The sequence below is a fragment of the Blastococcus tunisiensis genome, from assembly GCF_900112815.1.
Taxonomy (GTDB): Bacteria; Actinomycetota; Actinomycetes; order Mycobacteriales; family Geodermatophilaceae; genus Blastococcus_B; species Blastococcus_B tunisiensis.
Window position 1 is genome coordinate 39,635 of record NZ_FOND01000009.1, and the last position, 14,389, is coordinate 54,023.

The following is a 14,389-nucleotide window of genomic DNA, read 5'->3' on the forward strand; positions in this document are numbered from 1 at the left end:
GCCGGGAAGTCACTGCAAGCCGGTCACTGTGGTGGCCGCCACACTGCCGTGCCCCGTGGGTGGTCGGGTCAACCGGCCTTTCTCCCTGCCGTCTCCACGCGGTCCAGCAGCCGGTGCAACGCGTCGTCGACGATCCGGGTACGGGTGAGGTTGACGCTGTGCCCGGCGCCGGGCACCACGACCAGCTCGGCGCCCGTCCCGATGCCGGCCGCCAGGCGACGCCCGTGGTCCACCGGCGTGAGCCGGTCGTGGGTGGCCGCGACGACGGTCACCGGGACGCGGCCCAGCACCTCCAGCGACGCCGTCTCGTCGTGGTCCAGGAACGTCGCGTAGAACGCCATCGTCACCGGCAGCGGCGTCTCCTCGAGCAGGTCCTGCACCATCCGGACGCTGGCCGGGTCGGCGTCGTCCCGTCCGAAGAGCAGCCGGCGGACGGTCCGGCGGCCCACCGCCGTCCCGCGGCGGCGGAAGCGCTCCAGCAGCGGCGCGAGCAGCTGGAGGAGCCGCAGGTACAGCGGGAGCAGGCGCAGCCGCCGCATCACCTTCACCGCGAGGCCCAGCGGGCCGGTGCCGACCAGGCCGCCCGCGGAGGTGGCCAGCAGGAAGGCGCCCACCACCCGGTCGCCGAACAGCTCGGGCCGCTGCCGGGCCAGCGCGAGGATGCTCATGCCACCCATCGAGTGCCCGGCGAGCACGACCGGCCCGGTCGGCGCGACGGCGTCGAGCACCTGGCCGAGATCGCGGCCGGTGCGGTCGATGCTCGCCTCCGTCAGCGGCGTCCATCCCGAGCGACCGTGCCCGCGCTGGTCCCAGAGGACCAGCCGCGCCCGGTCCCGCAGGGCGGCGCGCTGCAGCTGCCACTCGGCCAGCCGGGCGGTGAACCCGTGCGAGAAGACGACGGTGACCGGCGCGTCCGTGACGCCGTCGACCTCGACGTGCAGCGGGACGCCGTCGTCGGTCGTCACGGTGCGCGAGCCCGGCGGCGGGGGCGCGGCCGGGCTCGGCAGGGACAGCGGTGGGACGTCGCTCGGCACGCGCCCATCCCAGGGGCGGGCACCCCGCGCCGCAACCGGGAGGCCGGCTCAGGGCCCGCCGCGCCGGCCCGGGGCGTTCTCGCGGACCAGCCGCCGGGCGGTGTCCACCTCGCGGGCCACCGGGCCGAGCACGCCCTCGGCGTGGATCTCGGCGTCGTCCGGGACCCGGTGCGCCCGGACGTCCGCCTCCAGCTGCCGGATCGCCTTGCGCAGCACCGCCACCTGGGCCAGGTCGGGCGCCGGCTCGCCCTCCCGCTGGGCGATCACCGCCCCGGTCACGGCGTCGGAGGTGCGCTCGAGCTGGACGATCACCGGCCACCAGGCGGCGGCCCGGCTGCTGATCGGCGGCGGCTCGGCGAGCCGGCGCTGGAGCTGGGTCTGCAGCTCGGTGAGCGCCCGGTAGTTGCGCCGGCGCGCGCGACGACGCTCGGCCGGGCTCCCGGTGAAGGCGGCCTCCACGAACGCGTCGAGGGCGAGCGCCGCGGCGCGCAGCGCCTCGTCGAGCGGCGCGCGCCAGGTCTGCGGCCAGAGCAGGTAGCCGAAGACGAGCACGATCGCGCAGCCGATGAGGGTGTCGGTGAGCCGGGCAGCGACGAGCCCGGGGCCGCTCGGCAGGGCCAGGTCCAGCAGCAGGATGATGACCGGGGTCTGGAACACCGAGAAGAGCCCGAAGTTGGCGTTGCGGGCCCACGGCAGCAGCGCCGCGAACGCGGCCATCGCCACCAGGACCCAGGCGTCCCGGGGGAGCACCGCCAGCAGCGCCGAGCCGATCAGGACGCCGAGCAGCGTGCCCGCCCCGCGCTGGATCGCGCGGGTGAACACCGACCCGAAGTCCGGCTTCAGCACGATCGCGACGGTGAGCAGCACCCAGTACGGGCGCTGCACGGGCAGGTACTGCCGGGCGATCTCGGCGACGGTCATGCACAGCGCCAGGCGCACGGCGAAGCCGCGGCTGTCCGTGCTGGCCAGCGTCCGGTCCGACAGCTCGCGCAGGCGCGTCCGCAGCGGCAGCACCGTCCGCTCGGCGGCGGCCCCGGCCCGCTCCTCGGGATCGCCGACGACGTTCCACACCAGGCGGATCCCGTGCCGCACCGCCCGCCGGCCGGGCGGCGCGTCCTCCAGCGCGGGCGGCCGCTGTGCGGTCAGCTCGTCGTCCTGCTCCAGCGCCGCGGCGAGCGCCCGGACGGCGGCGACGTCCCGCGGGTCGGCGGGGACGCCGGCCCGCGCGGCGGCCACCGCGGCCTCCACGAGCGGAGCGGCCGCGTTGAGCACGCCGGCGAGCTCGGAGAGCTCCTGGATCCGGCCGGCGGAATGGCTCCGGCTGCGGATGACGCGGTCGTAGGCGGCGTTCAGCGAGGTGGTCAGTCCCCGCCGGATGTCGTCGGTCCGCTCGGTCCCGCTGGCCTCCAGCAACTCGGCGATGCTCCGGAAGACCGCGGCCACCGACGACCGGTCCGGATCGAGCGCCTCGGTGCCGGCCTGGGCCAGCGTGGTGAGCGCGGCCCACGCGGCGCCGCAGAAGAAGAAGGCGACCTCCTCGGCCAGGGACAGCTCCGTGACCAGCCCGGAGGAGAGGGCGGTGTAGACCAGCAGCTGCAGGGCGCCCAGGGACAGGGCGGCGTTCACCGAGCTGATCAGCGCCGCCACCGCGGAGATCACCGCGATGACGACCACCGGCTCCCAGCCGCCGCCGGTGGCGTACTGCCCGACGAGCAGGCCGACCGCGCCGAAGCCGATGGCGGCGGCGGTCCGCCGCAGCCGGTCGCGCAGCGGACCCGACTGCGGGGCCAGGCTGCCGGCCAGCGCCCCCATGGTCCCGAAGACGCCGGCCGCGAGCGTGGGCCCGGCCGACACCCCGCCCTCGACCGCCACGGCGACGGCCAGCGGCCCGGGCACGGTGACGGCGAACCGGACGACGTCGCGCCAGGGGATCGGGGGCGGTGTCGTGCGGACCAGTTCCTCGAGCCACGCGGGCGCCCGCAGGCCCCGCTCCCGTGGCCCGCGGTCCATCACGCGGAGAGCTTGTCATCGACGGCGCCGCAGCCGCGGGACCGGGCGGCACCTACAGTCCGGAGCCGTGCCAGTGCCCCTGCGCGAGGTGATCGCCGCGCTCGACGCCCGCTACGACCCCGCGCTCGCCGAGAGCTGGGACGCCGTCGGCCTGGTCTGCGGCGATCCCGACGAGCCGGTGGGCCGCGTGCTGTTCGCCGTCGACCCGACCACCGCCGTGGTGGACGAGGTGATCAGCACGGGCACCGATCTGCTGGTCACCCACCACCCGCTGCTGCTCACCCCCGTGCACGGCGTCCCCGCCGAGGACCCGAAGGGCCGGCTGGTGCACCGGCTGATCCGCGCGGGTGCCGGGCTGTTCGTCGCGCACACCAACGCCGACCGGGCTCCGGGGTCGGGGGTGAACGCGGCGCTCGCCGACCTGCTGGGGCTGGCCGGCGCCGTGCCGCTGGAACCCGCCGGCGACGACCCACGGGCCGGGCTGGGCCGGGTGGGGGAGCTGCGCGCGCCGATGCCGCTGAGCGCCTTCGCCGCCCACGTGGCGGCGCTCCTGCCGGCGACCGTGGGCGGGGTGCGTGCCGCCGGCGACCCCGGCCGCGTGATCCGCCGGGTCGCGGTCTGCGGGGGGAGCGGCGGCTCGCTGCTGCCGGCCGCCGCGGCCGCGGGCGCCGACGTCCTGCTCACCAGCGACCTCAAGCACCACCCGGTGTCCGACGCCGGCGAGGTGGCCGGCCCCGCCCTCTGCGACGTCGCGCACTACGCGTCGGAGTGGCCGTGGCTGCCGGTCGCCGCCGAGCACCTGCGCGGCGACCTGGCGGGGCAGGTGGAGGTGTCCGTGTCGCGGCTGCGGACCGACCCCTGGACGTGGCACGCGGCGGGCTGACCGCCCTCAGGCGTGGCCGGCGGCCCGCAGCGCCGCGACGCAGCCGCGTTCCAGGGCGCGCTGGCGGCGGATGCGGGCGAGCAGCCCCGGCACCGGCTCCAGCTCGCGGGTGGCGGCCGGCCGCACGTCGGAGAGCCGGCCGCCGGCGTGGTAGCCCGTCGTCGTGTGCACCGTCCACCGTTCGACGTCGGGCACCGAGAGCTCCTGGCCGGCGAGCACGGCCGGTCCGGCGGCGTCCGGCACGGGCCCCCGCAGGTCGAGCTCGGGGGAGGACCAGTCGGCCACCCGCACGGTGGCGACGTGCAGCGCGTCGTCGTCGACGGCGAGGACGACGTCGGCCGGCCCCTCCCGCCGGGCGACCGGCAGCACCCGGTCGACGTCGAGGACCAGGATCAGCCGCGGCAGGTACCACCAGTGCTCCCGGCGGAGCAGGTGCGAATCGGCGAGCGCCCGGGACGGCGGGTGCTTGCGCAGCTCCTGGTCGAGCAGCGACTCGGTGAAGACGCTCCCGTCGCCGTCCTCCAGCAGCTGGAACCGGCCCGCGGCGACGAGCGGCTCCCAGGCCGAGCCGGTCAGCCGGGGGTCGGACAGGACGAGCGCGGCGGAGTCGGCCGCGGCGGCCGTGCGCGCGGTCTCGGCGTGGACCCAGGGCAGTGCGACGGCCGGCCGATCGCCCAGGACCAGCGGGACGACGCCGGTCGCGCCGGGCGGTCCGCCCCGGGTGCGCCATAACAGTTCGGCCACACCTGCGGCGTGGACGGCAGCTCGCACTCTTGTGACCTCGCTCACCTGGTTGTCTACTCCCTCCGACGGCGGCAACGGGGCCGCCCGTGGACCTGGGGGTCGCCGTGCCCGCGTTCGTCGTGGCCGCAGTGGTCGGGGTGCTCTTCTTCCTCGGCTACCGGTACTACTCCAGCTACCTGGCGAAGAAGGTGTACGCGCTCGACCCGGCGTACGTCACGCCGGCGCACCAGTTCAACGACGGCGTCGACTTCGTGCCGACCAACAAGCACGTCCTCTTCGGCCACCACTTCACCTCGGTGGCCGGGGCGGCGCCGATCGTCGGCCCGGCCATCGCGGTGTTCTGGGGCTGGGGCCCGGCGCTGACCTGGATCGTCCTGGGCACCATCTTCGCCGCCGGGGTGCACGACTTCGGCTCGTTGGCGGTCTCGGTACGGCACAAGGCGAAGAGCATCGGCACGCTGGCCGGCGACGTCATCAACGGCCGGGCGCGGATGCTCTTCCTGGCCATCATCTTCTTCCTGCTGACCCTGGTGAACGCCGTCTTCGCCGTCGTCATCGGCAACCTGTTCGTCGCCCGGCCCGGCGCCGTGATCCCGATCGTGGTCGAGATCCCGTTGGCGATCCTGATCGGGACCTACATCTACCGGACCAGGTCGTCGGCGCTCATCCCGTCGATCGTCGGCGTGATCGTGCTGTACGCGCTGATCCTGGTCGGCAACGCCTACCCGATCTCGCTGGACGGGCTCGCCGACGCGCTCGGTGTCGAGCAGACCCGCAACGTCTGGGTGGTCCTGCTGTTCATCTACACCTGGATCGCCTCGCGGATCCCGGTGTGGGTGCTGCTGCAGCCGCGCGACTACATCAACAGCCACCAGCTCTTCATCGCCCTCGGCGTCATCGGCCTCGGCCTGATCATCGGCATGAACCAGATCCAGGCACCGGTGGTCAACGACGTGCCCGAGGGGTCGCCGAGCTTCTTCCCCTTCCTGTTCATCACCATCGCCTGCGGCGCGATCTCCGGCTTCCACTCGCTGGTGTCCTCCGGGACGACGTCCAAGCAGCTCGACAAGGAGACCGACGCCCGCTACGTCGGCTACATGGGCGCCGTCGGCGAGGGCTCCCTGGCCACCGGGGCGGTGCTCGCCGCGACGGCCGGCGTCGCCGCCTCCCAGGCCGACTGGGAGGCCCTCTACCCGGACTTCGCGACGGCGTCCGGGGGAGCGGTCAACAACTTCGTCGAGGGCGTTGCCGTGTTCGCCAACAACCTCGCCGTCCCGCTGGACATCGCCGGGGTGTTCGCGGCGGTCGTGGTGATCAGCTTCGCCGCCACCACGATGGACACCGGCGTCCGCCTGCAGCGCTACGTCATCCAGGAGATCGGTGACCTGATCAAGGTGCGGGCCCTGTCGCACAACCTGACCGTGGCCACCACCGTCGCCGTCGCCATCCCGCTGGTCATGGCACTGCTGCCCGGCGGCGGGGAGTCCGGCTACACGTTCGGCGTCCTGTGGCAGCTCTTCGGCACGACGAACCAGCTGACCGCCGGGCTCGCGCTCTCGGTCATCGCGGTCTGGGTCACCCGCCGCGGCCGCAACCCGGTCGCGATCCTCGTCCCGCTGGCCTTCCTGCTGGCGATGACGTCCTGGGCGCTGATCGTGAACCTCCGGAACTTCGTCGAGGCCGACCAGTGGGTCCTCGCGCCGCTGGACGCGCTGATCTTCGTCCTCGCGATCTGGCTCATGGTGGAGGCGGCCATGTCCCTGCGGAGCGCGTTCCGCGACCGGGACCTCGGAGTCGGGACCGAGGCCGGGGACGCCGACGCGGTGGCGAAGGCCAACCCGGACGTCGGCGCCGCCGACCGGCCGCTCGGCGGTTCCTCGGGCGGGGACCGGCGGTGACCGCGCGGGTCGTCCTCGTCCGCGGTCCGCGCGCCGCATCGGCCTCCGGTGGCTGCTGCAGCGGGGACGTCCGGCCGTTCGACGAGGGCGGCTCGCACCACCACCCGCCTGCCGACGACGACCTGGGGAGCGTCTACCGGGCCCTGCGGGGCGCGCTCCCCAGCGACGTCGCCGTCGAGATCGTCTCGCCGTCGAACTGGTTGTGGCTGGTGCCCGAGCTGGTCCGGGGTGGCCGCCGCCGTGGCCTCCGAGGCCCGGCGCTGCGCCGCTCGGTACGGGACGGGCTGGCGGTGGAGTCACTGATCGTCGACGGTGCGGTGCTGGCCTCCGGCGGGCTCCCCGCGCCGCGGCAGGCGGTGGCCGCGGTGGAGGCGGAGCTCGCTCTCCGGTGACGGTCCCGCCGGCCGACGCGGCGGGCCCCTGCACGGGGGCCGGATGCAGCGGGCACCACAGGTAGGTTGCTCGTCGTGAAGGCCGACCACTTCGAGCAGCAGAAGCTGCTGGACCTCGCCGCGGAAGACGTGGCGCTGACCCAGCTGGCCCACCGCCACCGGAACCTGCCGGAGGTCGCCGCCGTGGCCGCGGCCGAGGAGGCCGAGCGGGCGCTGTCCGCCGACGTCGTCCGGGCCGAGACCGAGGTGCGCGACCTGGGCCGCGAGGTCAAGCGCATGGAGTCCGACGTGGAGACGGTGCGCGCCCGGGAGGCCAAGGACCAGCGGCTGCTGGAGTCCGGCAGCGTCTCGCCCAAGGAGATGACCAACCTGCAGCACGAGCTGGAGTCGCTGAAGCGGCGCCAGTCGGACCTGGAGGACCAGGAGCTCGAGCTCATGCAGCGCCTCGAGGACGCCGAGGCGACGCTGCGCACCGCGCAGCAGGGCCTCGAGCAGGCGCGTGCCGACCGCGATCGGGCCGTGCAGCTGCGCGACGACGCCCTCGCCGACATCGCCGACGGCACGCAGCGGCACGAGGCCGCCCGCTCCGAGGTCGCCGCCGTCATCTCCGCCCCGTTGCTGTCGCTGTACGACCGCATCCGCACCCAGACCGGGAGCACCGGCGCCGCGATGCTGCGGGCCCGCGCGTGCCAGGGCTGCCGGCTCGAGCTGTACGGCAACGAGCTGGCCGCCGTGCGCAACGCCGATCCGCACGAGGTGGTGCGGTGCGAGAACTGCGGCCGGATCCTGGTGCGCACCGCCGAGTCCGGGCTGTGAGCCGGCGACTCGTCGTGGAGGCGGACGGCGGGTCGCGGGGCAACCCCGGCCCGGCCGGTTACGGCGCGCTCGTCCGGGACGCCGACACGGGGCGGGTGCTGGCCGAGCGGGCCGCCTCGGTCGGCCGGGCCACCAACAACGTCGCCGAGTACGGCGGCCTGGTGGCCGGTCTCCAGGCCGCCCTGGACGTCGACCCGACCGCCAGCGTCGAGGTCCGGATGGACTCCAAGCTGGTCGTCGAGCAGATGTCGGGCCGCTGGAAGATCAAGCACCCCGACATGCAGCAGCTGGCGGTGCAGGCGCGGAAGCTGGCCCGGCAGCTGGGCGACGTCCGCTACACCTGGGTGCCGCGGGCGCAGAACGGCGCCGCGGACGCGCTGGCCAACAGCGCGATGGACGGCCGGCCGGTGCACCGCGACCCCGCCGCCGAGGCCGTCGTCCTGGAGGATGAGGTGCAGCCGAGCGGGGCGTCGGCTCAGGTGCCGGCGCCCGTGGTCACCACGGTCACGCACCTGCTGCGGCACGGGCAGACCGAGCACACCCCCGAGCGACGGTTCAGCGGCCGCAACGAGCTCCCGCTGTCCCGCACCGGCCGCGCCGAGGCCGACGCCGCGGCTCACCGGGCGAAGGACCTGGGCATCGAGGTCGTCCTGGCCTCACCGCTGCGGCGCACCCGCGAGACCGCCGAGATCGTGGCCGGGGTGCTGGGCCTGCCGGTCGCGCTCGACGACGACCTGGTCGAGCTGGACTTCGGCGACCTGGAGGGCCTCACCTTCGACGAGGCGCGCACCCGGCACCCGCTCGCCGCCCGCCGGTTCCTCGACGACGTCACGGTCCCCGCCCCGGGTGGGGAGTCCGTCGCCGACGTGAGCGCCCGGGTCGCGCGGACCCGCCGGCGGATCCTCGCCGAGCACGCCGGCCGGACCGTGCTGGTCGTCAGCCACGTGACGCCGATCAAGCTGATGCTGGCCGCGGCCCTGGGCACCGGTGACGAGGTGGTGCACCGCGTCTTCCTCGAGGCCGCGTCGCTGTCCTCCGTCGCCTGGTCCTCCGACGGCCGGACGTCGGTGCGGCTGGTGAACGACACCGCGCACCTGCGCTGACCCGGCGCTACGCGCCCGAGCGCACCCCGGGCGACCGGCCGTGGGCCGCGACCCAGCGGGGGAGCTCGTCGGCCGGCAGCGGCCGGGAGTGCAGGTAGCCCTGGCTCACGTCGCAGTCGAGCGCCTGCAGCCGGGACAGGGTCGCCTGGTCCTCGACCCCCTCGGCGACGACCCGGAGACCGAGCCGATGGGCCAGTGCGATCGTGCTGGCCACGATGGCGGCGGTCCGCTGGTCGGTCAGCAGGTCGACGGTGAACGAGCGGTCCAGCTTGAGCTCGGCCACCGGCAGGTCGCGGAGGTAGGCCAGCGAGGAGTAGCCGGTCCCGAAGTCGTCGATGCTCACCGTCACGCCGAGATCGGCGAGGGCCCCGACGACGGCGAGGCTGCGGTCGGGGTCGGTGAGCAGCACGCTCTCGGTGACCTCCAGGACCAGGAGGTCCGGCGACAGCGCGTGGGTGGCCAGCAGTTCCGAGACCCGGGCCGGCAGGCCGGCGTCGAGCAGGTTGCTGGCCGAGAGGTTGACCGAGACCGGCAGCCGCCGGCCCTCCCGGTGCCAGCTGGCAGCCTGCGACACGGCCTGCTCGAGGACGGTCTCGGTGAGGGTGCCCATCAGACCGTGCACCTCGGCGAGGGGGAGGAAGTCGGCGGGGAGGAGCAGGCCACGGGTGGGGTGGGCCCACCGCACGAGGGCCTCGACACCGGTGATCCGGCCGGTGGCCACGTCCAGCTGGGGCTGGTGGTGCAGGACCAGCTCCCCGCCCGCGAGGCCGGCCCGCAGCTCCTCGACCAGGGCGAGGTGCCCGCTGCCGTGGGCGTGCCGGTCGCCGTCGTAGAGGACGACGCCGGTCCCCGAGCGCTTGGCGTCGTACATCGCCACGTCCGCCCGGCGCAGCAGGTGGGAGGGCCGGGCGAGGTCGTCGTGCGTGGTGGTGACACCGATGCTCGCCGAGGCGTGCACCGACATGCCCTCGATGGGGAAGGGCTGGGTCAGGCGGTCGTGCAGTCGCGCCCCCAGGGCCAGGGCGGCGTCGGCGGCGGGGAGCTGCGGGTCGAGCGCGGCGACCACGGCGAACTCGTCGCCGCCGAGCCGGCCCAGCAGGTCTCCTGCCCGCAGGGCCGGCTCGAGGCGATCGGCGACCATGCGCAGCAGGTCGTCCCCGGCGGCGTGCCCGAGCGCGTCGTTGACCTCCTTGAACTTGTCGACGTCGAGCAGGGCCAGGGCGACCGGTGTCCCCTCGGCGCACAGCTCCTCGATCCGGCGCAGCACGGCCCGCCGGTTGGCCAGGCCGGTCAGCTCGTCGGTCAGCGCCTCCCGGCGGGTGACCGCCAGCTGGGCGAGCTCGCGCACGTTGACCGCCATGCGCACCCCGGCCCCGGTCGCGGCCAGGGCGGCGCACCAGACGCTCACCCCGTTCGCGTCGACGACGCTGCCCACCGCGAGCGTCGCCGTGGCCGCGAGGATGACGACGAAGGCGCCGATCGTGGCCGCCGCGGGGTCGGTGGGCTGGGGCGCCGACCGGCGGGAGCGCAGGCACGCGGCGAGGGTCAGGCACAGGATGAGCAACGGCTGCGACACCGCACCCCAGCCGACGCGCTCGCCCCCGGCCAGCAGGGTCAGCGCCGTGCCGGCCAGGCCCGTGCCGAGGGCGGCGACCACGAGCCAGGTGCGCAGGTCGCGTCCCATGGCACCGATGAACGGCAGCGTCAGCGCCGTCCCCAGCAGCACGAAGCAGACGGCGAACTGGGCGAGGAGGGCCTGGAGCTCCCACCAGGGCAGCCGGCCGAGCGGCTCGACCGCCGGCACGAGGGAGAGGTTCAGCACCGCCACCACGGCGAGGACCGCGGCGGAGCCGTTGAGCACGTCGTTGGGGTCGGCGAGGCTGGTGCTGTGGCGGTTCCAGCGCACCAGACCGCCGTACCAGAAGGGGAAGACCGCCACGCCGGCCCAGTACGTCGGGACCACGGCGGCGGCCCGGGTGGCGGGGCTGATCGCCAGGACGCCCACGACCGCCAGGGCGACCACGAAGACGGCCGCGCCGAGCGCGAGCCGGTTCCACACCGCGCGCTCCGTGGGCACGGTCCGTGCCCGCCACACGAGCACCGCGAGGAGGACGACGTGCAGGGCCACCAGCAGCGCCAGGTCGACCGCGCCGCCGACACCGGTGACGGCATCCGGCCACGCGATCCTGAGCAGGCCGAACGCCAGGAACGGGACGGCGAGGAGGACGGCGAGGGCCAGCAGGCCGCGCGGAGCCCCGGGCAGCAGCCGGGACTGCACGCGACCATCCATGGTCCCGGTATCGGCGGAGCGGCGGAGGCGGTGAACCCGCCGGCCGGCACCTCACCCGTCGGGGTCAGGCGTCCGCCGTCGACACCTCGGCGAACAGGTACAGCGAGACGGCGACGCCGAAGGCCACGATCAGCCAGCGCAGCGGCCGGGCCGGGATGCGGGTGGCGAGGCGGGCGCCGAGGAACCCGCCGGCCAGGCAGGCGGGGGCCGCCACCGCGACGACGTCCCACCGCACGTCCCCGAACAGGCCGAAGACGACGAGGGCGACCGTCGCGGTGACGGCCGACAGCGCCGACTTCAGCGCGTTGGCCAGCGCCAGGCGCTGCAGGGCGATCCCGAGGACGCCCACCAGGATCACGCCGAGCGCCCCGCCGAAGTAGCCGCCGTAGACGGTGGCGGCGAAGAGCGCGGCGTACACCCAGAGCGGATCCCGGCGGCTCCGCTCGTCGTCGGGCAGTCTCCGCGTCAGCAGGGGCTGGACGGCGAGCAGCAGGCTGGCCAGCAGGACCAGGACCGGGACGACGACGGCGAACGCCTCCGACGGGGTGGTCAGGAGGAGGACGCTGCCCGCCGCCCCGCCCAGCAGCGCGACCAGCCCGAACCGCAGCAGCCGGCCCCGCTGCCCGGCGTACTCCCGGCGGAAGCCGGCGACCCCGCCGAGGTATCCGGGCCACTGGGCGACGGAGTTGGTGACGTTCGCCGTCACCGGGGGCAGGCCGAGGGCGATCAGCGTGGGGAAGAGGATCAGCGAGCCGCCGCCGGCGACGGAGTTGACCGCGCCGGCCAGGAAGGCCACCGCCGCGGCGAGGACCAGGTCGACGGCGGGCACGGGGGGCGAGCCTACGGTGACCGGATGCGGAGGCCGGGCAGGGCGATCGGGTTGGCGGCGTTGCTCGGCGGGTCGGGGGTGCTCCACCTGCTGCGCCCCCGCACCTACGAGTGGCTGGTGCCGCCGGAACTGGGCGACGCCCGGGGCTGGGTGCTGGCCAGCGGGGTGGCCGAGCTGGGGACGGCGGCGCTGCTGTCGGCCTCGGCGACCCGGCGGGCGGGGGGATGGGCGGCGGCCGGGCTGCTGCTGGCCTTCCTGCCGGCGCACCTGCACACCTTCCGCGTGGTGCCCCGGCGGCCGCTGCCGCTGGCCGTCGCCGCCCTCCGTCTCCCGCTGCAGGCACCGCTGGTCGGCGTGGCGCTGGGCGTGGCCCGCGGGAGGTGATCCTCCGCCCTCGCGACAGAGCACTCGACCACCCGGTGTGCCGCGAGGACGACGTCGGCACCGCGAGGTCGACCGCCGCGGCAGACTGCGGTCATGCCGACACCGATCCCCGACGACTGGCAGCGCGCGCTGGTCGTGGCCGCGCACCCCGACGACATCGAGTACGGACTGGCGGCGGCGGTGGCGGTCTGGACGGCTGCCGGCAAGGAGGTGCACTACCTCCTGGCGACCCGAGGCGAGGCGGGGATGGCGGGGGTGCCGCCGGCGGAGGCCGGCCCCGTGCGCGAGGAGGAGGAGCGCCGTTCGGCGGCGGTGGTGGGCGTGCGCGAGGTGGAGTTCCTCGACCACCGGGACGGCACGGTCGTCGCCGGCCCCGACCTGCGGCGTGACCTCGCGGGGGCGATCCGGCGGCACCGGCCGGAGCTCGTGGTCACCGGATACTTCGGGCCCACCTGGACGCCGCCGGGCGTCTCCCCGGCGTACCTGAACTCGGCCGACCACCAGGCGCTGGGGCAGAGCGTCCTGGACGCGGTGGCGGACGCCGCCAACGAGTGGATCTTCCCGGACCTCGCCGAGGAGCCGTGGCGGGGTGTGCAGTACATCGCCGTCGGCGAGCTACTCGACGCGCCGCACGAGGTGGACGTCAGCACCGCGGTCGAGTCCGCCGTGGCCTCCCTGACCGAGCACCGGCGCTACCTCGAGGTGCTGTCCGACGAGCCGGTGGAGGAACAGGCACGGCGGATCGTCGACATGTCGACGCTGACCGAGGACGGCCGGCGCCGGGTGGGTTTCCGGCTCTACTGGGGCTGATCCGCCCGCCGCGCCGACCTCCGGGCGGCGCCGTTCGCGCTGGTCGCACCGGCGTGTCACACAATCGTCATGTGCTCAATCGGGTTGTGCGCGTTCGAAAGTGAACCGACCAGGGCATCGGCGGCGAAGGCCCATTGCAGGGCACGGCAGACGCACGGACCGATCCGGTTCGCGTCCGCCGCTCTATCCGGGTCCTCCCCGACCCGTTCCAGCGACCGGCGCACCGACGCGCCGTTCGCCCACGGGGGCCGGTTCCGAACCGTGCCCGGTGCCCGCCGCTCGCGGCGGAGCACGACCCCTGAGACGAAGGAGTCTCCATGCGCAAGGCATTCGCTCTCCCGACCGTCGCACTCGCCGCCGCGGCGTTCCCGCTGCTGACCATGGGTACGGCGCTCGCCGACCACGACGGCAGCTACCAGGCGACGCTCGGTGCGCTGAACGAGTCGGGCACGACCGGCACCGGCATGGTCACGCTGCAGGGTGACCAGGCGACCGTGACCGTCAACGCCTCCAACCTGCTGGCCGGCTCGCCGCACGCCCAGCACTTCCACATCGGTGCCCAGGGTGCGTGCCCGACCGACGCCGACGACACCGACGACGACGGCTTCCTCAGCGTCACCGAGGGCGCGCCCTACTACGGCTCCATCGGCGCGTCGCTGACCACCACCGGTGACACCGGGCCCGACAGCGGTCTGGCAGTCGACCGGTTCCCGACCGCCGAGGGCGGCTCGTACACCTACGAGCGCACCTTCGCCGTCAGCGAGGACGTGCAGAAGTCCTTCGCCGAGGGCACCGCGGTGCTCGTCGTGCACGGTGTCGACAAGGACGGCAGCGGAGCCTACGACGGCGACGTGGTCAGCGACCTCGACCCGTCGCTGCCGATGGAGGCCACCGCGCCGGCCGCGTGCGGCGTGCTGAACGCCTCGCAGATGGGTCAGATGCCCGCCGGCGGTGCCGACACCGGTGCCGGTGCCACCAGCGGCGTCGAGAACCAGGCCGCGATCGGTGTCGGCGCCCTCGCCGCCGTCGGTGCGGCGGCCGCCGGCGCCGTCGCGTACCGCCGTCGTCAGGCCACCGACCAGGCCTGATCCGACCGACCGGGCCGCGCCGGGCAGGCACCACCTGCCCGGCGCGGCACCGGCGCACGACCCAGGGCCCGTGACCCCGGCCGTGGGAACCCCGAGGTGGAGGGAACG

13 protein-coding genes are annotated in these 14,389 nt (G+C 75.1%); 8 read left to right on the top strand and 5 right to left on the bottom strand.

What is annotated here, in order from left to right; translation table 11 throughout:
• Nucleotides 1-68 precede the first annotated feature (68 nt).
• Both BM142_RS12555 and BM142_RS12560 read right to left on the bottom strand, forming a co-directional pair.
• Nucleotides 69-1,034 (bottom strand): alpha/beta fold hydrolase, encoded by a 966-nt coding sequence (locus BM142_RS12555; RefSeq protein WP_254790856.1) that lies wholly within the window; start codon nt 1,032-1,034, stop codon nt 69-71.
• A 48-nt stretch (nt 1,035-1,082) separates the two neighbouring features.
• The gene (locus BM142_RS12560; RefSeq protein WP_092198988.1) at nt 1,083-3,044 is read right to left on the bottom strand and encodes an FUSC family protein; all 1,962 of its coding nucleotides are present in this window, start codon (nt 3,042-3,044) and stop codon (nt 1,083-1,085) included.
• Between the two features lie 67 nt (nt 3,045-3,111).
• Here BM142_RS12560 and BM142_RS12565 point away from each other — a divergent pair, with 67 nt between their 5' ends.
• Complete coding sequence (locus BM142_RS12565) at nt 3,112-3,927, top strand: Nif3-like dinuclear metal center hexameric protein (protein ID WP_092198991.1); 816 nt, start codon at nt 3,112-3,114, stop codon at nt 3,925-3,927.
• 6 nt (nt 3,928-3,933) lie between these two features.
• Here the strand turns inward: BM142_RS12565 and BM142_RS12570 are convergent, their stop codons facing one another.
• The gene (locus tag BM142_RS12570; RefSeq protein ID WP_092198994.1) at nt 3,934-4,671 is read right to left on the bottom strand and encodes a hypothetical protein; all 738 of its coding nucleotides are present in this window, start codon (nt 4,669-4,671) and stop codon (nt 3,934-3,936) included.
• A gap of 86 nt (nt 4,672-4,757) precedes the next feature.
• Between BM142_RS12570 and BM142_RS12575 the strand changes: the two genes are divergently transcribed.
• From BM142_RS12575 to BM142_RS12590, 4 genes are all read left to right on the top strand, one after another.
• Entirely contained in the window at nt 4,758-6,569 is a 1,812-nt protein-coding gene (locus BM142_RS12575; protein WP_254790858.1) for a carbon starvation CstA family protein, read from the top strand.
• A complete protein-coding gene (locus BM142_RS12580) occupies nt 6,566-6,961 on the top strand; it encodes a hypothetical protein (RefSeq protein WP_092198997.1) in 396 nt (131 codons plus the stop codon). The genes BM142_RS12575 and BM142_RS12580 overlap by 4 nt, the downstream gene beginning before the upstream one ends.
• A 75-nt stretch (nt 6,962-7,036) precedes the next feature.
• Nucleotides 7,037-7,777, top strand: coding sequence for a zinc ribbon domain-containing protein (locus BM142_RS12585; protein ID WP_092199000.1), 741 nt, complete (start codon nt 7,037-7,039; stop codon nt 7,775-7,777).
• A complete protein-coding gene (locus tag BM142_RS12590; RefSeq protein WP_092199003.1) occupies nt 7,774-8,880 on the top strand; it encodes a bifunctional RNase H/acid phosphatase in 1,107 nt (368 codons plus the stop codon). The genes BM142_RS12585 and BM142_RS12590 overlap by 4 nt, the downstream gene beginning before the upstream one ends.
• A 7-nt stretch (nt 8,881-8,887) precedes the next feature.
• Here the strand turns inward: BM142_RS12590 and BM142_RS12595 are convergent, their stop codons facing one another.
• Nucleotides 8,888-11,158: a putative bifunctional diguanylate cyclase/phosphodiesterase gene (locus BM142_RS12595; protein WP_092199006.1), complete on the bottom strand. Its 2,271-nt coding sequence runs from the start codon at nt 11,156-11,158 to the stop codon at nt 8,888-8,890.
• Nucleotides 11,159-11,234: 76 nt separating this feature from the next.
• Nucleotides 11,235-11,999, bottom strand: a complete 765-nt coding sequence (locus tag BM142_RS12600) for a sulfite exporter TauE/SafE family protein (protein ID WP_092199009.1) — start codon at nt 11,997-11,999, stop codon at nt 11,235-11,237.
• Between the two features lie 24 nt (nt 12,000-12,023).
• Between BM142_RS12600 and BM142_RS12605 the strand changes: the two genes are divergently transcribed.
• The 3 genes from BM142_RS12605 to BM142_RS12615 all read left to right on the top strand — a co-directional run bounded on the left by BM142_RS12605 (nt 12,024) and on the right by BM142_RS12615 (nt 14,281).
• A complete protein-coding gene (locus tag BM142_RS12605) occupies nt 12,024-12,383 on the top strand; it encodes a DoxX family protein (protein ID WP_092199012.1) in 360 nt (119 codons plus the stop codon).
• Between the two features lie 93 nt (nt 12,384-12,476).
• Entirely contained in the window at nt 12,477-13,193 is a 717-nt protein-coding gene (locus tag BM142_RS12610) for a PIG-L deacetylase family protein (protein ID WP_092199015.1), read from the top strand.
• Between the two features lie 317 nt (nt 13,194-13,510).
• Nucleotides 13,511-14,281, top strand: a complete 771-nt coding sequence (locus BM142_RS12615; RefSeq protein ID WP_092199018.1) for a hypothetical protein — start codon at nt 13,511-13,513, stop codon at nt 14,279-14,281.
• Nucleotides 14,282-14,389: the final 108 nt, after the last annotated feature.